Source organism: Marinococcus sp. LNHM4E3-1, assembly GCF_056034405.1.
Window position 1 is genome coordinate 108,684 of sequence record NZ_JBQLID010000004.1, and the last position, 18,576, is coordinate 127,259.

The 18,576-nt window shown below is 51.3% G+C and carries 19 protein-coding genes; 6 read left to right on the forward strand and 13 right to left on the reverse strand.

Annotation, left to right across the window (positions count from 1 at the left end; translation table 11 throughout):
- Window positions 1-4: 4 nt before the first annotated feature.
- Genes ACTRXI_RS05730 through ACTRXI_RS05745 form a run of 4 tightly spaced genes read right to left on the reverse strand, consistent with a single transcriptional unit; the run spans window position 5 to window position 2,446 of the window.
- Window positions 5-238 carry a MoaD/ThiS family protein gene (locus tag ACTRXI_RS05730; protein WP_474261497.1) on the reverse strand — a complete coding sequence of 78 codons (234 nt, stop codon included), beginning with the start codon at window positions 236-238 and terminating at the stop codon, window positions 5-7.
- On the reverse strand, window positions 235-699 hold the full coding sequence (locus tag ACTRXI_RS05735) for a molybdenum cofactor biosynthesis protein MoaE (protein WP_474261498.1): 465 nt from the start codon (window positions 697-699) through the stop codon (window positions 235-237). Before ACTRXI_RS05735 ends, ACTRXI_RS05730 begins: the two co-directional genes overlap by 4 nt.
- Entirely contained in the window at window positions 696-1,181 is a 486-nt protein-coding gene (gene mobB, locus ACTRXI_RS05740) for a molybdopterin-guanine dinucleotide biosynthesis protein B (RefSeq protein ID WP_474261499.1), read from the reverse strand. Before mobB ends, ACTRXI_RS05735 begins: the two co-directional genes overlap by 4 nt.
- Window positions 1,178-2,446 (reverse strand): molybdopterin molybdotransferase MoeA, encoded by a 1,269-nt coding sequence (locus ACTRXI_RS05745; RefSeq protein ID WP_474261500.1) that lies wholly within the window; start codon window positions 2,444-2,446, stop codon window positions 1,178-1,180. Before ACTRXI_RS05745 ends, mobB begins: the two co-directional genes overlap by 4 nt.
- Before the next feature lie 80 nt (window positions 2,447-2,526).
- Here ACTRXI_RS05745 and moaC point away from each other — a divergent pair, with 80 nt between their 5' ends.
- Window positions 2,527-3,015: a cyclic pyranopterin monophosphate synthase MoaC gene (gene moaC, locus ACTRXI_RS05750; RefSeq protein ID WP_474261501.1), complete on the forward strand. Its 489-nt coding sequence runs from the start codon at window positions 2,527-2,529 to the stop codon at window positions 3,013-3,015.
- A 3-nt stretch (window positions 3,016-3,018) separates the two neighbouring features.
- On the opposite strand, the gene modB is transcribed toward moaC, so the two are convergent.
- The 6 genes from modB to htpX all read right to left on the reverse strand — a co-directional run bounded on the left by modB (window position 3,019) and on the right by htpX (window position 8,230).
- Window positions 3,019-3,672: a molybdate ABC transporter permease subunit gene (modB, locus tag ACTRXI_RS05755; RefSeq protein ID WP_474261502.1), complete on the reverse strand. Its 654-nt coding sequence runs from the start codon at window positions 3,670-3,672 to the stop codon at window positions 3,019-3,021.
- A gap of 14 nt (window positions 3,673-3,686) precedes the next feature.
- Window positions 3,687-4,460: a molybdate ABC transporter substrate-binding protein gene (gene modA / locus ACTRXI_RS05760; RefSeq protein ID WP_474261503.1), complete on the reverse strand. Its 774-nt coding sequence runs from the start codon at window positions 4,458-4,460 to the stop codon at window positions 3,687-3,689.
- Window positions 4,461-4,497: 37 nt separating this feature from the next.
- Complete coding sequence (locus ACTRXI_RS05765) at window positions 4,498-5,517, reverse strand: ThiF family adenylyltransferase (RefSeq protein ID WP_474261504.1); 1,020 nt, start codon at window positions 5,515-5,517, stop codon at window positions 4,498-4,500.
- A gap of 17 nt (window positions 5,518-5,534) precedes the next feature.
- A complete protein-coding gene (gene rarD, locus ACTRXI_RS05770; RefSeq protein WP_474261505.1) occupies window positions 5,535-6,521 on the reverse strand; it encodes an EamA family transporter RarD in 987 nt (328 codons plus the stop codon).
- 60 nt (window positions 6,522-6,581) lie between these two features.
- Window positions 6,582-7,145, reverse strand: a complete 564-nt coding sequence (locus ACTRXI_RS05775) for a copper resistance CopC family protein (RefSeq protein ID WP_474261506.1) — start codon at window positions 7,143-7,145, stop codon at window positions 6,582-6,584.
- A gap of 185 nt (window positions 7,146-7,330) precedes the next feature.
- Window positions 7,331-8,230 (reverse strand): protease HtpX, encoded by a 900-nt coding sequence (htpX, locus tag ACTRXI_RS05780; RefSeq protein ID WP_091612608.1) that lies wholly within the window; start codon window positions 8,228-8,230, stop codon window positions 7,331-7,333.
- A 230-nt stretch (window positions 8,231-8,460) separates the two neighbouring features.
- On the opposite strand from htpX, the gene ACTRXI_RS05785 reads away from it, so the two are divergent.
- From ACTRXI_RS05785 to egtD, 4 genes are all read left to right on the forward strand, one after another.
- On the forward strand, window positions 8,461-10,404 hold the full coding sequence (locus ACTRXI_RS05785) for an aconitate hydratase (RefSeq protein WP_474261507.1): 1,944 nt from the start codon (window positions 8,461-8,463) through the stop codon (window positions 10,402-10,404).
- Window positions 10,405-10,481: 77 nt separating this feature from the next.
- Window positions 10,482-11,366: an SDR family NAD(P)-dependent oxidoreductase gene (locus tag ACTRXI_RS05790; protein WP_474261508.1), complete on the forward strand. Its 885-nt coding sequence runs from the start codon at window positions 10,482-10,484 to the stop codon at window positions 11,364-11,366.
- Between the two features lie 150 nt (window positions 11,367-11,516).
- Entirely contained in the window at window positions 11,517-12,782 is a 1,266-nt protein-coding gene (egtB, locus tag ACTRXI_RS05795) for an ergothioneine biosynthesis protein EgtB (protein ID WP_474261670.1), read from the forward strand.
- 2 nt (window positions 12,783-12,784) lie between these two features.
- A complete protein-coding gene (egtD, locus tag ACTRXI_RS05800; protein ID WP_474261509.1) occupies window positions 12,785-13,741 on the forward strand; it encodes an L-histidine N(alpha)-methyltransferase in 957 nt (318 codons plus the stop codon).
- A gap of 28 nt (window positions 13,742-13,769) precedes the next feature.
- Here egtD and tenA read toward each other — a convergent pair whose 3' ends face one another.
- Window positions 13,770-14,441 carry a thiaminase II gene (gene tenA / locus ACTRXI_RS05805; protein WP_474261510.1) on the reverse strand — a complete coding sequence of 224 codons (672 nt, stop codon included), beginning with the start codon at window positions 14,439-14,441 and terminating at the stop codon, window positions 13,770-13,772.
- A gap of 162 nt (window positions 14,442-14,603) precedes the next feature.
- Between tenA and ACTRXI_RS05810 the strand changes: the two genes are divergently transcribed.
- Window positions 14,604-16,214 (forward strand): FAD-dependent monooxygenase, encoded by a 1,611-nt coding sequence (locus ACTRXI_RS05810; RefSeq protein WP_474261511.1) that lies wholly within the window; start codon window positions 14,604-14,606, stop codon window positions 16,212-16,214.
- Window positions 16,215-16,429: 215 nt separating this feature from the next.
- Here the strand turns inward: ACTRXI_RS05810 and ACTRXI_RS05815 are convergent, their stop codons facing one another.
- Complete coding sequence (locus ACTRXI_RS05815) at window positions 16,430-16,957, reverse strand: GrpB family protein (RefSeq protein ID WP_474261512.1); 528 nt, start codon at window positions 16,955-16,957, stop codon at window positions 16,430-16,432.
- A 90-nt stretch (window positions 16,958-17,047) separates the two neighbouring features.
- The gene (locus ACTRXI_RS05820; protein WP_474261513.1) at window positions 17,048-18,526 is read right to left on the reverse strand and encodes an aldehyde dehydrogenase family protein; all 1,479 of its coding nucleotides are present in this window, start codon (window positions 18,524-18,526) and stop codon (window positions 17,048-17,050) included.
- Window positions 18,527-18,576: the final 50 nt, after the last annotated feature.

Genomic DNA, 18,576 nt, shown 5'->3' on the forward strand with positions numbered 1-18,576 from the left:
AGTGTTACCCTCCGCTGACCGGCGGGATCAGGGCTACCGTGTCCCCCTGGCCGACCGGCGTGCTTCCTTCGGCAAATTCTTCATTTACAGCGGTCATAATGCCGCTGATATCAGCATCATACGCTGCTCTTAAATGATCAAGTACATCTTCAACAGTAGCTATACCGCCACTGTTAATGGTGAGCTTCTCGCCGCCAAAAATATCTTTCATGTGGGCAAAGCATAACACATTAATCACTCATTTCCACCTCCCGGGGCTCCGTCTGGATACCGCGTTTGTTCAAGCTGGTCTCCCACCCACTGTTCGCCGTCTTCCCAGTGTTCTTTTTTCCATATTGGCACAATTTGTTTAATGCGCTCAATAATATACTCATTCGCTTCGTAAGCGTCTTTCCGGTGAGGCGTCGAAACGGCAATCACAACTGCCGCGTCCGAGATCTGCAGTTCACCGGTGCGGTGTCCCACGGCTGCCTCAGCATCCGGCCAGCGTTCCTTCACTTCCCGGCCGATCGCCTCGAGCTGTTTTTCCGCCATCGAATGATACGCTTCATATTCCAGGTAGACTGTCCGCCGACCTTTGGTGAATTCCCGGACCGTGCCGATAAACTGCACCACAGCTCCTGCTTCCGGACGCGTCACTTCAGCAGCAAGCTCTTCCACAGACAGCGGTTCTGATGTAACAAAAAATCGTTTCTTCATAGTATACTCCTCATATATTGTTCAAACCATTCATCTGTTTTTTCCGTCTCCTGAAAATGATTTACTTCTTCTCCAGGACCAAACGCTGTTTGAATATTTTCAAGACTTTCAAGGGATATTTTATCTTCTGTGCTCCGGAGCAGAAGGACTTTTGGATGCGGTGCTTTTTTGTATCCTTCTATAAGAATAACATCAAGCGGGAGCTGTTGATAAATATTCAGCAGGGTGGAAAGGTCCGGCTCCACCATATCTGCGAGAAACTGAAAGACTCCGGCGCCTTCCACACCGGAAACCACAGCGCCGGCCTCCTTCAGCTCCAGGCTGTCGGCCCCCTCCGGCTGAAGCGGCACGCTCTGGTGGCCGTGATGCTTTAATATGCCAACCCTCCAGCCGTTTACCCTGGCAAGCGCCGTCCAGCGTTTAAGCAGGGTCGTTTTCCCGCTTTCTTTAAATCCCGTTACCTGCAGTACCGGGGTGGTCATGAGAGCGGCTCTTTCTGGCCTTCATTATCTTCAAGCAGCATGACGTCGACCACGTCCCCCTGCTGGTATCCGCGGCTTCCCCCGGGCAGAACGATACACGCATTGGCACCAGCCAGGGAGGTGACCGCACTCGACTTATTAAAGCCTCCCGGCTCTGCAAATAAACGGTCGCCTTCTGCACGGCAGCTGCCACGGACAAAACGGGTGAACGGGTTCGGCTTGGAGAAATCCGCCGCGAGCTCTGCCTTCACCATTGTATGGTGCGGATGCGCAGAATGCATGACGGCCTGAATTACCGGCCGCACAAAAAGCTCAAAGCCCATATAGCAGGCGGACGGATTTCCTGAAAGGCCAAACAGCAGCGTGCCTTCCCAGCTGGCGACGGTTGTTACGCTGCCGGGACGCATCGCTACTTTGTTAAAGAACACGTCTGCGCCAAGCCGTTCGTAAACGTCCGGGAGCAGATCGTAGTCCCCAACCGACACCCCTCCAGTCGTAATGACCATGTCTGTCTCCTCTGCCGCCTGGCGCACCGCCTCGTAGCAGGGATCCAGTTCATCCTTCAGCTTGCCGTAGTATACAGGCTCCGCCCCGGCACGCTGCAGCTGGGCAATCATCATATAGGCGTTGCTGTTTCGTATTTTGCCCGGCTCCAGATCATCAGAGACGTCAAGCAGCTCCGTCCCTGTCGCAAACACACCGACGACCGGCTTTTTAGCCACCTTCACCGTGGCGTAGCCAAATGTCGCAAGGAGGGCCGTGACGCCGGGATCAATCCATGTGCCCGCCGGAACGAGCTCGGCACCAGCCTCCGTATCTTCCCCTTCAAAGGAGATGTTTTGATGCTCTTCAAATTCGCGCTTAATCGTCATAAGCGGGTACGTTCCATCATGATCCTCCTGGGCAAGCTCGAGCATTACGACGGCATCGCACTGCTCCGGAATTTTTGCCCCGGTCATGATGCGTACTGCCTGAAACGGCCCGAGTTCTTTTTGTGACACAAAACCAGCGCCGATTTCCTCCACTACCTGAAAGGTGACCGGCTGCTCCCGGGAGGCCCCGCGGGAGTCCGCCGAACGGATCGCAAACCCGTCATAGGGAGAACGGTCAAACGGCGGCACCGGATGAGCGGCTGTGATCGCCTCCGCCAGCCGACGGCCGTAGGATTCCTGGATGGAGACCTCCTCCACGCCACCTTCTTCGACATTCTCCATTACTCGTTCAATTGCTTCTTTTACAGGGACAGGCGTACGTTTTTCAACCATATCGATGCTCCTTTATCATATTTGAATGTATGTATCCGTGCTATAATCGGTCAATACTGTATCCAGGAGGGACATGTACCATGTCAGAATTCACGCATTTTAACGAACAGGGCCGGGCCAGAATGGTGGACGTATCCGATAAACCGGTGACGAGCAGAAGTGCCCTGGCAGGTTCAAGCATCCGTGTTCCAGAAGAGGTCTACCATGCCATAACGCAGGGGGATATTAAAAAAGGGGATGTGCTCGCCGTCGCCCAAATCGCAGGAATCACCGGCGCCAAACAGACATCCACCCTCATACCAATGTGCCATCCGCTCCCGTTAAGTAACGTAGACATCAGCTTTTACTGGGAAACAGAAGAAACGTATGAACTATTTATTGAAGCTTTTGTTAAAACGAAGGGAAGCACCGGTGTGGAAATGGAAGCGTTGACCGCAGCATCCGCCGCTGCTTTAACCGTGTATGATATGTGCAAAGCGCTCGATAAAGGAATGGTCATCGGACCGACATACCTGCTTGAAAAAACCGGGGGCAAAAGCGGTGACTATCACCGGGAAACAGGCGATTAATATTTAACGTTCCCGGTTTAAAAGGTAAGTTAAACCGAGCAGCAGGAAGGAAATAAATATACTGATGCCGACGTACGTATACGCAAGGTTCATTTGATTCGACTCAATGGCCACGTAGATGGCCGTCGGCATTGTTTGTGTAACGCCGGGAATATTCCCGGCAAACATCAGCGTAGCCCCGAATTCTCCCAGAGCTCTCGTAAAACTGAGAACAAATCCTGTCATAAGCGCTCTTCCGGCGAGAGGAACAGCGATATTTGTAAACACGCGCCACTCTCCTGCCCCGTCAACTCTTGCAGCGGATTCAATATTGGGGTCAATTGAACCGTAGCCGGTTTTTGCCGACTGAAACATTAAAGGAAACGCCACGACCGCAGCGGCAACAACAGCGGCGACCGGCGTGAAAATAATCGAATTTTGAAATACTTGTTCATACACGCTGCCAATCCAGCTGCTCGTTCCAAAGACGACGATAAGTAAAAAGCCGGTCACCGAAGGAGGCAGCACGAGCGGAAGCATCAGGAACGTTTCTGCTGCCAGCTTCCCCCGGAAATTTCTGACGGCAAAAACTCTCCCGAGCATCGCCCCGACAATGAAAACAAGGACAGCTGCGATGCTTGCTGTCAGCAGAGATAACTGTATCGGAAACCAAAACATCAGGCACGCTCCTTTTATTCCGGGTCTGAAAAGCCGTACGAACGCAAAATATCCTGGGCTTCACTGCTTTGCAGGTATTCCATAAATTCCCGGCTTTCTTCTTCGTTCCCGCTTCCTGCCACAGCCCCGCCGTAATAGTGAATGGGGGAGTACAGGGAAGGATCAATTTCTTCAAGCACCCGTACGTCAGCTTCGCGCGCGTCTGAAGCATATACAAAGCCGACCGCTGCATTGCCTCTTTCGACAAGAGTTAACGCGTGCCGCACATCTTTAGCAAAAACCACCCGCTCCTGCACGCGCTCCCATTCCTTCATGGAAGTAAGTGCTTCCCGGGTATATCTTCCGGCGGGTGCTGCCTCCGGCGTTGCCACCGCTATCCGGCCGCTTCCATTGAGCACGCTCTGAAGCTTTTCTTCCGCACTGTCTTCAGGCACCACCGCCACCAGCTTATTTTCTGCAAAGGCAGGATCCCCTGTATCCACCATTATATTTTCCTCTTCAAGATCGTTATAGTGTGAAGCGGAGGCTGACAAAAAGACATCCGCCGGACCGCCCCGCTCAATCTGCTGCTTCAGTGTGCCGGAGCCGCCGTAGTTAAACGCCAGGGAAATATCCGGATGCTCGTTGGCGAAGCTTTTCTGCACCTCAGTAAGAGCATCCTGCAGACTGGCTGCCGCTGAAACCGTCAGCTCGGGCTGCTCTTCGTTCTGTTCTGCCTGCGGACCGCCGCTGCAGGCCTGCAGGAGAACAGCCCCGGCCCCTGCCGCTACGAAGGGTTTCCAGTTCATGTTGTCCTTCATCTCCCTTCGATGGATTGGTTTCAGGTTATCCGAGCAGCTGTGCATACCACCGCTTGGCTTCCTGGACGTCGCTCGTGCCGTGGATGAGCGCCCGCCCGTCCTGAAATAAAACGATACGCCGCGTTTCAGTCTGCACCGACAACAGATAAGGATTTTTGCGCACGCTCCAGTTCCTGCTTTCCCAATCGCGCTCCAGCCGTTCGAAGTTCAGCTGTTTGCTTTCCCCCGGGCGGATCTGCACTGTATCCCTGCCGCACAGTACGCTCGTTTTATTTGAATGTTCATATGTTAACGCCGGATATTCCGCTTCTTCACCACATGAGAGGCATCCAGGATCCTTACTGCTCTGCAGGCCGATGGAAAACTGCTGCTGGTTCCAAAGATCAAAATAGTCCAGAGTCACCGGGAGACTTTCTCCGTCACCGACCAGTATTTTTAAGGCTGCGGCCGTCTGCTTTGCCGCTACTGACTGCACAGCCGGAGCGATTACTCCTACTGTGTCGCACGTCTGCCCCTGCGAAGGGATCTTTTTCCATACGCAGCGAAAGCAGGGGCGCTCTCCCGGAAGAAACGGGTGCACCATGCCGATACTTCCCACACAGGCTCCGTAAATCCAGGGCTTACGGTATTTTCTCGCCGCATCGTTAATCAGCAGACGGGTATCAAAATTGTCCGTCCCGTCAACGATAAGATCTGTCTCTGCAGCCTTTGCTTCGATCCATGTAAAATCGACATCCACCACTTCACCTTGCACATGAACCCCGGAGTTAATCTCACGCAGCCTTTTTTCTGCCGCGGCTGCTTTAGGCATCTGCTCTGCGGCATCCTTTTCCGTATACAGCTGCTGGCGCTGCAGATTGCTGTACTCCACGTAATCACGGTCTGCGATCGTCACTGTACCAACGCCGGCACGCACAAGCATCTCCGCTGCCGAAGCCCCGAGCGCTCCTGCACCGACAATCGTCACAGAGCTTTCGTTTAATTTTTTCTGGCCCGCTTCACCAATCGGCGAAAACAGCTGCTGTCTCGAATATCGCTCATCCATGCTTTCTCTCCTTTTCTTCAACTATTTATAGCTGCTTCTGTTTTCTTTCTCTGCATATGAATACGTGTCCGCGAAACGGTAAACAGCGTAAGCCCCGCCCAGACAATTAAAAAGGCTGTGAACTGCTGGAAGGAAAAAGGCTCCCTAAATAAAAAAACACCCAGCACCAGCATAATCGTCGGCGCAATATACTGCAGAAAGCCAAGCAGGGAATAGCTGATCTTCCGCGCCCCCGAGGCGAACAGCAGCAATGGAACAGCCGTAGCTGCCCCCGCCCCGAAGAGCAGTGTCCACGTGCCTGAATCATAGGTGGAAGCCGTTTCGCCCGAAAAGAACATTAAAAAAATCAGGGCAAATGGAGCTGCCAGAAACGATTCCAGCGTCAAACCTGCCCATGCGCCGAGTGCTACAGTTTTTTTAATAATACCATAGCACCCAAAGGATAATGCCAGGATAATCGAAGCCCACGGAAACTGCCCGTAGGAAATCGTCAGCACGAATACGCCGATAAACGCGAGCACTACCGCAGCTATTTCCATACGTGCCAGCCGTTCTTTTAAAAATACCGTCGCCAGAGCTACGTTCACAAGCGGGTTAATATAGTAGCCAAGGCTCGCCTGGATCACATGGTCTCCGTTCACTGCAAAAATAAAAGTAAACCAGTTGATCGTAATCAATAAAGCGGCACCGGTGATCGCCGCCGTCGTTTTCACGGAATGAAAAGCATGCGTTATTTCATTCCATACTCCTTTGTAGCGCCCGATCAGCACAATAAGTACAGCCATGAATAAAAACGACCAGATCACCCGGTGGGCGAGCACATCGATCGCCGGGACCTCGTTAAAAAGCTTCCAGTAAAGCGGAAGAAATCCCCAAAGTACATAAGCTGCCACTCCTGCTGCAATGCCTGTCTGCTGCTCTCTCATCTGCATCTCCGTCCTCTCTCCCCGTCTATTATAGCGGACAATGGTCCCCCACTGCCAAACAAGAACGGCTGAAGCCATTGGAATTTTTCCACACACAAACAAAAAAACAGCTTCGAAGGGTCTCGAAGCTGTCCACTGTTACTTTTTACGCTCTCTGTTTTTCCATAAAATGATCGTAAACGCGGAAACGACTGTCAGGCCAAGCGCTCCCATAAACACCATGCCGGGAATATTCGCGCCTGCTTCTTCTGCTTCCCGCTCTTCTTCCTGTTCTGCTTCTGTAAGAGCACTTTCGCCTGTCCGTTCTTCCAGGTTATCCTGTCTTTCTTCGAGGGAAGTGTTGCTGTTAATACTGAAATTAATGCCCTGCTGTTCAGACTCCCCTTCCGCATCAGTTACGGTGTAATTTAATATATAGTTTCCATTTTCCAGAATGCTCTCGATCTCTGCGGAGACTGTCATTCCGTCTTCGCTGATCACTGGTTCTTCTATATCAATTTCATCGCCGGTTTCTACAAGCAGATACATATCTTCTACACGGTCAATCTCTGTATCAAAGTTGAGTTCCACCCGCTCGGGTACTTCCAACAAAGAATCTCCATTTTCCGGACTCGAGGATTCCAGTACGGGCGCTGCAACCGCCTGGTAAGGGGAGGCAATGAAAAATAAAACCGCGAGAAGACCAAAAATTCGATATTTCATAGGACTTCTCCTTTCAATAATAGATCACTCTACTCTTTATATCATGATATAAAGCCAAATTCGAACCATATCATTTACGTTTTTGTGTCAATTTTATATTTCCCGGGAAATATCCATCTCTCTATCCTTCCACCTGGTACAAAAAACCCGGACGCGGCAGGCGCATCCGGGGAAGGTGCTTATATTCAGCTTTGTTCTAAACGGCGGATCCGGTCTTCAAGCGGCGGGTGCGACGAAAAGAGCATCGCAGCTGCCGACGGCTTATTGTTGATTTTCAGCGTCTGCATGGATGACTGTTCCGTATCCACCCGGTCCACATAATTTTGCAGTGAGCGGAGAGCATGGGCCATCTTGTCTTTACCGGCAAGATCTGCCCCGCCGCGGTCGGCGTGATACTCACGGTAGCGGGAGTAGGCAGCCACAACAATACTTCCGAGAATCGAAAAGAGGATCTGAAATACAATAATCGCCAGAAAGTGAATAATCGGGCGCATATTTTCGTTTACGAACCTCGATACCGCAAAGGCGACGACCCGTGCCAGGAACACCACGAACGTGTTCACGATTCCCTGCAGCAGGGTCATAGTGATCATATCGCCATTTGCCACGTGGGCAACCTCATGGGCAATAACGCCTTCAACAGCATCATCATCCATCGATTGAAGCAGACCAGTTGAAACGGAAACAAGCGATCTCTTTTTGGTAGGCCCTGTCGCAAAAGCGTTCACTTCAGCGGACTGGTAAATCCCAACCTCCGGCATATGGGTAAGCCCTGCGCGCCGGCAGAGACGGTGTACTTTTTCAACGACCATTTTTTCAGCCTGGCTTCCCGGATTATCCGGGTCAATTACTTTGACGTTCATCGCTTTTTTCGCTATGAATCTCGACATAGCCAGTGAAATAAATGCTCCGGCAAAGCCGATAACGGCACTGATAATCAACAGCGGCACCAGATTCAGCGTACCGGCACCATAGTCATAAGCACCCAGGTTAACACCAAACAAACTTAGTATTGAAAACACGATGACAATTGTTAACAACACCATCATGTTCGTTAACAGAAACAGCATGATTCTTTTACCCATGGCTTTCTCTCCTTTTTTTACTCTTCATTTTCTTTTACACGAGTATTTATACGCAGGTGTACCCCGGAAGGTTTCATCCTTATTTATATTATTACACATTAAAATTTACACGAAAAGAAAGATCCCTCGTATGTTTACAAGTTTTTCTTAACAGGTATAAATATTAAGAGCATGTTTTCATTCAGAAAGAATTAACACAATTGGAATTCTGACGAAGGAGGACGCCATTTATGGCACGAAACGTTGCACAAAAGCTAATCGAAGAACACCTCGTCTCCGGGGAGATGACTCCAGGCGAAGAGATTGGAATGAAAATCGACCAGACACTCACCCAGGATGCCACTGGAACAATGGTGATGCTTGAGCTTGAAGCGATGGGGGTTGAACGGGCTCAGACAGAAGCTTCCGCCCAGTACGTAGACCACAATATCATTCAGGAGGATAATAAAAACCCGGATGACCATCTGTTTCTTCAAACAGCAGCAAAACGCTTCGGCATGTATTTCAGCCGCCCGGGTAACGGTGTCAGCCACCCGGTACACATGCAGCGCCTTGCCCGTCCCGGCCGCACCCTTCTCGGGTCGGACTCCCATACATGTGCCAACGGCTGTATGGGGATGCTTGCCATGGGAGCAGGCGGTATCGAAGTAACGATGGCAATAGCTGGAGAGCCATTCTTTGTTAAAATGCCCCAGGTTTGGGGAGTAAAGCTTACCGGCAAGCTTCCGGACTGGGTCAGCGCCAAGGACGTTATTCTTGAGCTTCTCCGCCGCCATGACGTGAAAGCCGGCGCTAACAAAGTCATTGAATACTACGGACCAGGCCTTGAAGATCTGAGCGCTATGGATCGTCACGTTATTGCGAACATGGGAGCCGAGCTCGGTGCCACCGCAAGCGTATTCCCATCGGACGATGAAGTGAAGCGTTTCATGGCAAGCCAGAACCGCGAGGACGAATGGCAGGAGCTGAAAGCTGACCGCGGTGCCCAGTACGACATCGATGAAGAAATCGATTTGTCCTCTCTTGAGCCGCTGATTGCCAAACCGTCGAGTCCGGGCAACGTTGTACCGGTACGGGAAATCGCCGGCGAACCTATTTTCCAGGCGTATATTGGTTCATCCGCAAACCCTGGATACCGAGACTTTGCGATTGCTTCTGAGATCGTCAAAGGGAAAAATGTGCATGAAAATGTAAGCTTTGATATTAATCCATCTTCACGGCAAATGCTGACAGACCTCGTGTCCAACGGCCATATTGCCAATCTCCTGAGCGCTGGCGGCCGGCTGCACCAGGCAGGCTGTAACGGCTGTATCGGCATGGGACAGGCACCTGCCACCCACAAAAACAGCCTGCGGACGACTCCGCGGAACTTCCCGGGACGCTCGGGTACGAAGGAAGACCGCGTATTCCTGTGCAGCCCTGAAATAGCTGCTGCTTCTGCGCTTTACGGTGAAATTACCGACCCGCGGACCCTTGATATGGACTATCCTAAGGTAGGTGAACCTGATGAGCCAACCGTTGATTTCCGGCTGCTGCAGGAGCCGCTTCCTTACGAAGAAGCAAAAAATATAAAAATTGAAAAAGGCCCGAACATTGCTACCCTTCCGGAAATGGAAGAGCTGCCGGACCGCATCGAAGTACCAGTACTGCTGAAGCTTGGCGACAACTTCTCCACCGATGAGATTCTTGCCGGCGGAGCGCGCGTGCTTCCGTACCGCAGTAACCTGCCGGAAATCAGCAAGTTTTCATTTGAAATTACCGATGAAGACTATTACAACCGGGCAATGGAAATTAAAGATGATACCGGTCACGCTATTGTCGGCGGATCCAACTACGGCCAGGGCTCAAGCCGTGAGCACGCAGCCCTTGCACCCCGCTACCTCGGTCTGCGTGTTGCCCTTGTCCAGGACTTTGCCCGTATTCACTGGCAGAACCTTGTGAACTTCGGCGTGCTTCCGATCACGTTTGAAGACACTGAAGACTATATGAAAATCGACGCCGGCGACACTATTGTGCTTGAGAACCTGCGTGAAAATATCCAAAATTACAACACGTTTGAAGCCACTATTAAAAACAAAAATGAAACCATTACCGTGCGCCATGAAATGTCAAGGCGCCAAATTGACATGATGCTTCGCGGCGGTTTGATCAACTGGGTACGCGCAAAACAATAACAGTACCGGCGGGGCAGACGCTTCTTTTCAGGAAGCGCTGCTCCTTTATGTTTGATGATTAAGGGAGGCCTTCATTGATGGAAAACAAAGTAGAAAATCAAAGAACTATCCTGCTGACCGGCGCCACCAACGGCATCGGCAGAATCGTCGCAGAAAAACTGGCAGCTGAAGGGCACACCCTATTGCTGGTGGGACGCAAGGAATGGAAAGGCGAAGAGCTGATTACCGAATTGGAGCAGAAAACCGGAAACACAGGACTTCATTTTTATCAGGCTGACCTTTCCCTGCTGCAGGAAATCGAGACACTTACAGAGAATATAGCACGGGACTACGGCCAGCTTGACGCCCTGATTAATAATGCCGGCGCCGTCTACTCTTCCAGGGTTTGGACGGAGGAGCATCTCGAGCGCACTTTTGCCCTGAATTACCTCGGGGTATTTTATCTTACTGAGCTTCTCCTCCCTCTTCTCCGGAAGAGCTCTGACGGCCGGATTGTAAACGTTTCTTCTGCTGCACATGCAATATCCAGGATGAACTTTCAAAATCTGCAGGGGGAGCAGAAGTATAACGGCCTGAAGCAATACGGTCTGGCGAAGCTGTCCCTGCTGCTGTATACGTATGACCTTTCCCAAAGGCTACGCTATGAAAATATTAAAGTGAACGCTCTCCATCCCGGCAACATTTCCACCGGGTTCGGATTGAATAATAAAAATGCCTTTTACCGGGGACTGAACAAATTCACCAGTATGTTCGGCGACTCCCCGGAGGAAGGAGCTGACCTGGAAGTGTCGCTTGCTTCAGGTGCCCGCGGCTCTCAGGTAACCGGTAAATACTTCACGAAAAAAGGAATTACGAGCTCTTCGAGTGATTCCTATTCCACAGCCAATCAAAGAAAGCTGCGGGAAATCAGCGAAGAACTCGTTTATCACTACACTGGAAGAGAGCTTCAGAAAGAAGCCTAAAAAATATCAGCCTCATGGAATGCCTTCGCGGGCATTCCTTTTTTCGCTTTTCTGTCTTTCCGCCTTGTTTTGCCCTGTTTTGAAGCGGGTATTTAACCTTCATGTGCATGTACTTATGCACCATTCTATTTACCTGAGGAGGAATTCCCCATCGTACAGGCGAAGGCAAATGCCGCAAAAGCTGACTTCACCGAACGTTTTACGTCTCTGCGTCAGCAGACGATGAAGCTGACCGAACCGTTATACACCGAAGATTTTATGATTCAGGCGCATCCTGACGTCAGTCCGGCGAAATGGCATCTGGCCCACACGACCTGGTTTTTTGAGCAGTTCATTCTCAAGCCGTACGCTGATCATTATGAAGAGTTTTCAAAATTCTCCAACGGCTTGTACAACTCCTATTACGAAACGCAGGGAAAACCGTTTCCCAAGCAGTACCGCGGACTGATTTCCCGTCCGACGACTGAAGACACCATGGAATACCGGCGTCATGTGGAAGCGGCGATGGAACGTTTTCTCAAAGAAGGGCCCTGGAACGATGAGATCGCTGAATTAATGGAAACCGGCCTGCAGCACGAGCAGCAGCACCAGGAGCTGTTAGTCACCGACACAAAATTCAACTTTTCGATGAATCCACTTAACCCTGCCTACCTGGAAAATGATTCTTTTGCTGAAAAGGGAGAGACTCCTGAATTGGAATGGCACGCCTATGAAGACGAGTTAACGACTATTGGCACAGATAATCTGCATTTTTCCTTCGATAACGAACGCCCGGAGCATAAATTTTATCTGCACGCCTTCTCTATCGCCTCCAGACCGGTGACCAACGAAGAATATATTCGTTTTATTGAAGACGGCGGCTACGAAGATCCTGAGCTGTGGCTTTCCGAAGGCTGGGGTATTGTCCAGAAGCATGACTGGAAGGCACCGCTCTACTGGCAGAAACAGGGCGGGATCTGGTTCTACTTTACGATGAACGGCCTGAAAGAAGTGCGCCTTCATGAACCTATTGCCCATATCAGCTACTACGAAGCAGATGCCTATGCCCGCTGGGCCGGAGCGCGCCTCCCTACCGAACAGGAATGGGAGTACGCTTTCCGCAGCTCCGAAGCAGACGGTACGTTTCTTGAATCTGAAAGCTATCATCCGCAGCCACTCCAATCGGCTCCCAATGCCTACGGAGACGTATGGGAGTGGACACGCAGTCCTTATTCCCCGTATCCAGGCAACCGTCCGCCGGAAGGGGCCATGGGAGAATACAATGCAAAATTCATGAGCAACCAAATGGTGCTGCGCGGCGGTTCGTGCGCAACTCCGCAGTCACACATCCGCTCCACCTACCGTAATTTTTTCCCGCCGGAAAAACGCTGGCAGTTCAGCGGACTGAGGCTTGCCAAGGACGGAGTGCAGAAATAGCCATGGCTGACTATACTGTATTGGATTTAAAGCCTTCGCTCTCCTCCCTGGCTGAAGACGTTCGCACCGGACTGGCTGCCGAGCCTAAGAGTATCCCCCCGAAACATTTCTACGATGAGCAGGGAAGCATGCTATTTAATGAAATTACCCGGCTGCCGGAATATTACGTGAGCCGGACCGAGGCGTCTGTTTTATCCGACTACGGGGAAGAAATTGCTGAAAGCATTGGAGCCTCCTCCCTTATTGAGCTTGGAAGCGGAAGCTTTGATAAAATCCGCTGCCTGCTTCCCTTCCTATCGGAGGCAGTGAGCTATACCCCCGTCGACATTTCGCTTAGTGCCCTGCACGATACCGCCGCCCATGTAAAGGAAGCCGTGCCGGCCATGCAGGTCTCAGGCGTATGTGCAGACTATACAAAAACGATGTCGTTTTTTAACAGCAGCAAAGACCAGCCCTCTGCTGTCTTTTTTCTCGGCTCCACTATTGGAAACCTGGATCCGAAGGAGGCTTCCGAATTTTTACAAAAGCTCGCTTTTCATATGAATCCCGAGGACAGCCTGGTGGTCGGTGTCGATTTGAAGAAGGATCCGGTCGTGCTTCACCGGGCGTATAATGACGAGGCAGGCATTACCGCTTCCTTTAATAAAAATTTGCTCCACCGCCTAAACCGCGAGCTTGACGCCGGCATCAATACCGGCCATTTTGCACATGAGGCTTTTTACAACGAACGGCTCGGGCGGATCGAAATGCATCTGCGCGCCGAAAAGCCTTCCCTGTTCTCGATCGGTGGAGAAACGTTTACGATGCGTGCCGGCGAGACGATCCATACAGAAAACAGCCGGAAGTTCACTCCCGAGGAATTCATAAATCTGGCCCGCCAGTCCTTCTGGGAAACCAGCGACTGGTGGACGGACGAAAATGAATGGTTTGGCGTATTTACGCTTTCCCCTCAAATATAAGCAGAGCTCCCGGTCCTCCGGGGGCTTTTCATGTCTGCGGCCAGCCTTCCAGCCGGTACGCCATTTCCCAGAACAAATACTCAAACCGGGTAGTCGTTAAAAATATATTTTCAATCTTTCTTTTTTCCTCCGCGGGTTTGTTTTCTGCCAGGCGGTCGAGCATGCTGATGCCCCAGTCCGCCAGCTGCTGAAATTCGTCATCGCTGTACATCTGCACCCATTCGCCGTACAGCTCATGCTCGAGGGCCCCCGGCCATGAACTGAGCTTTCTTCCGATTTCTGCGTAGCTCCACATGCATGGAAGCACAGCCGCAAGCAGCTCAGCCAGACCTCCGTTCTGCCCTTCATGCAGCATATACCTTGTGTACGCAAGTGTAGTTGGTGCCGCTTCTGCCTGTTCGAGCTCCTGTTCGGTGATGCCAAATTTTTTTGCATACTGGCGGTGCAGACTCATTTCTTCATTCATGGTAACGTCCATTACCTTCGCAAAAGCCCCCATCGTTTCCACGTCTTCGGCTTTAACAGCACCAATCGCAAACAGTTTCGCATATTGCATGAGATAAAGGTAATCCTGAACCATGAAATAACGAAATTTTTCCTTATCGAGGGTCCCCCGCCCAAGCTCTTCCACAAACGGATGCGTATGATTCTGCTCCCACACCGGCAGCAGTTTTTCCTTTAAATCATGAGTGAATGACATTAACCTCTTCCTTTCCTTCATTAAGAATCAAACCGGCCCAATCCCAGTCGGAAATAGGAATTTCCCATATTCAAACACAGTTTCCTCCTGCGGGCAACACGTGCATGAGGCAGCCTTTCGCAGGGTATACTACAAGTATACCGAAGGGAGCGTGATGAATTCATGAAAACAACGAATACCGATGTATGCATTGTTGGGGCGGGCCCCGTAGGCTTGACTGCCGCCAACACATTAAGAGCACTCGGCATCCGCGTCCGTATTTTAGACAGAAAAAGCTCGATTTCCCCCTTTTCCAAAGCATTCGGCATCCAGGCGCGCACCCTCGAAATGCTCAGCCTGATCGGTGCGCTCCGCCCCTTCTTAAAGGAAGGGTTCCCAATCACTGATGCGGCTGTTCAGCCTGAAGGCAAACGTGCTTCCAGGGCCTCCTTTGCTTCGCTCGATACGCCGTTTCCCTTCATGCTTATGCTGCCGCAGTCAGATACGGAGCATATTTTAAAGAAACAGCTTCGGGAAATCGGCCAATTTATCGATTGGAACACCCACTGTAAACGGATTACCCAGTACCGGGACTACGCAGAGGTGGAATGCTCCACCGAAAATGGGCACGAATTAATCCGCGCCTCCTATGTGATCGGCTGTGATGGTCCTCACAGTACCGTCCGTGAGAACATGAACGTTTCCTTTCCGGGCGGCAAGCATGAAACAATCTACTTTTTAGGGGACGTGACGGTGGAAGGAATTCCGCTTTCCAACGATATATCGACATTTATTACCGAACGCGGTGTAGCTGCTTTCTTTCCCTTCCGTGATGAATCGTACCGGGTAATCACTATCGACCATGCCGAACAGAACCGTGAACACCAGGACGACCTCCCTCTTGAAGATCTCGAAAAAAGCGTACAGCGTATTACCCAGCAGCCAGTACGTTTGACCAGCGCCTCCTGGCTGTCCCAGTTCGGCACCTCCCATCACCAGGCTGATGCCTACCGGGACCAGCGGCTGTTTCTTGCCGGGGATGCTGCCCATCTGCACAGCCCCTTCGGCGGCCAGGGGATGAACCTCGGCATGCAGGACGCGGTTAACCTCTGCTGGAAATTGGCGTGGGTGCTCCGCGGCCATTCGGATCCTGCTCTGCTCGATACGTATGAAGAGGAACGGTACGAGGTCGGACGCAAGACCATTCGAATGACAAATACGGCCATGCAGGTGATGACCCGCTCCCATACCCTTATTCCACGCCTTCTGGCGAACCCTGTCAGTATGCTGAGCAAAAGCAGTTCATTGCAGCGCCAGCTGACCCAGCGCCTCGCCAATATTGATATCAGCTATCAGAACAGGGCTTCGTTTGCGAAATTCCAGCACCAGGGGCCGATGATTCCAGCCGGATCCCGGGCTGCGCCGGCACGTGTTCTTACCGAGGAAGGAGAACACGCAGACGTAATGGATTTTCTGCACATCCAGCAGTTTACCTGCCTGTTTTATATCGAAGACGAGCAGGAGCTTCATCAGCTCGATGAAAGCATCCAGGAGGTGCGCCGGCAGTACGGCCCTTCTATTCTCATTCTCGTTGTTCAGCGTAAAGGCATACTCCGGGCCTCCAGACCGAATATCCACCATCTGTTTGATTACCGGCGCGATCTTGCCGTTAAATGGAAGCTGCCGGCATTTTCAGCTGTACTCATACGTCCGGACGGCTATGTTGCTTTTGCCGAGCACCCGGTCCGTACCGGGAGATTGATGAGAAAAATTCACACCGCTTTATATCAGTAGCTTCTTTCATCCTCGCTCCATTTTCCAGCCGGCTGTGGATAATTTCCGAAAGCACTTCAAAGACTGTCCACAAGCCGGCGCTTCATTTCAGTAAATTCTCTGTCATCAATGCCTTCAATCGAAGCAGCCGCTTCGATTATTTTTATGTCCTTCCCTTATCTCAGCTGATAACCATCCCCATTGTGTATATGTCTGTGGACGGTTTTGTCAGTTTTTCAAAAACCACCATTTTCTCCTTCTGTTCGTTTCCAGAAAAGAGCCTCCTGTTCGAGCCTCTGCACGACAGTATGCTTTTCTTCCATATATCCAGACGGACTGTGTGGGTGCCTCGCTGCAGCCTGTTTTTTAATGATTTCATATTCCTTCGCCTTTGCCGGGAAAGAGCGTAAATAATCGCGGAAGGCAAGGTGACGTCCGCTCCCTTCGCTTTCTTTTTCGAACACGTGCACGTGAAAACGGTGGACATATTCGCCTTTATAATAAAAAGCCCTTCCTTCAATACCATGCTCTCCTTTTCCCCTATATCCGAGTCCTTCAAGCCGGTCTTCGGACCACATAGAAAGCTTCGGCGTTTCGATCAGGATATCGATGATGGGCTTTGCCGAAAGGCCCGGAACGCTCGTGCTTCCTATGTGATAAATATGATCTCCCGGACCGCCGGCTTCAAGCTCGAGCAGCTTTTGTTCATGGTAAAAATAGTGCTTCCACTCCTTTTGCCACGGCACGACCTCTATTCTCCGCATCGGATCACTCCTTTTCAAAAATCTTTACTTTTCTCAAACTTCAGCATAAAAAACTGTCCTGGAAGCCTCCAGGACAGCTGCTTAATTTTGTTATTCGGGAATATACGGCAGATCCCGCATTTTCGGTACATTGATGACGTGAGGGGTTACGTAGCCGAGAAGGCCTTCCTTTCCGTATTCGCGGCCGATGCCGGACTGCTTGACTCCGCCGAATGGATAACGGACGTCAAGTCCCTGCACAGCAGCGGTATTGACCATCGTAGTGCCTGCTTCAATACGGGCTGCAACTTCGATGGCATGGTCCTCTTCTCCCCATACCGAGCTTGTGAGGCCGTAAATGCTGTCGTTCGCCATTTTCACCGCTTCATCCACCGTATCGTAAGGCACGATCGGAACGGTCGGTCCGAACTGTTCCTCCTTCACAATGTCGTCCTGCTGGTCCGCGCCGAGCACCAGAGTCGGCTGCAGGAAGTACCCCTGTTCAAACAGCTCCTTATCCACAATGTGGCCGAGCGGGATAACGTCCGCTCCTTTTTCAGCCGCATTATCCACAAGGCTTTTCACAAAATCCAGCTGCTGCTTGTTATTGAGCGGTCCGGTCGTGACCTGTTCATCAAACGGACTGCCGATTTTCACCCATTTGTTGGCTGCTTCCTGATACTTTTCCACAAAATCATTGTATAGGGTGCGCGGTACATAAATGCGTTTGGCGATCATGCATATCTGGCCGGCGGTCAGGAAGTTGGAGATAACCATGCGGCGCATCGCGCGCTCATCATTTACGTCAAAGTCCGGCAGCACTACGGCAGCATCATTGCCGCCAAGCTCAAGCGTCATATCCTTAATTGTATCCGCGGCCGACTTCATAATTTTCTTAGCAGTTTCCGTACCTCCCGTGAAAGCAATTTTATCCACATGTGTATTGGAGGTAAGCTCCACGCCGACCTCAGCTTCTCCGTGGACGAGATTCAGCACCCCGTCCGGAAATTCTTTGGCAATCATTTCAACTACCAGGCTGACCGCATGTGGAGCAAACGGGCTCGGCTTTGAAACGACGGTATTTCCTGTCAGAATCGCCGGAGCAATCTTGATTGTAGAGAGCGCAATTGGATAGTTCCACGGGCTGATGGCAGACACTACGCCTATCGGCTCCTGACGGATGATTGTTTTGCCGCCCTCGCCTTCGTCTACCTGATCAGCGATTGTCTCTTTTACTGTCTGGCAGGCGTACTCCATCCACATGATTGAAACCGCCATTTCTCCCTCTGCGTCGTAAACCGGCTTGCCGTGTTCTTCCGCGAGCGTTTCAGCAAGCTCCGGCGTGCGGTCCTTCATTGTTTGGATGGCGCGTTCCATCCGCTCGATCCGCTCTTCCACCGGCACTTCCTTCCACGCAGGAAAAGCAGCACGGGCTGCTTCAATAGCTTCCGCTGCCTGCCCGGTCGTTGTTTTCGGCACGTATGCCACGATTTTTTGCGGGTCTGCCGGGTTTTCCCGTTCCATATATTCGTCGGCGTCCACTCGTTTTCCGTTAATCCATGCATATAATGTTACTGACTCGTCTGCCATTGCTGACTCCCCCTTAGAAACATTAGTATCTATCAATTCATCGTAGCCTG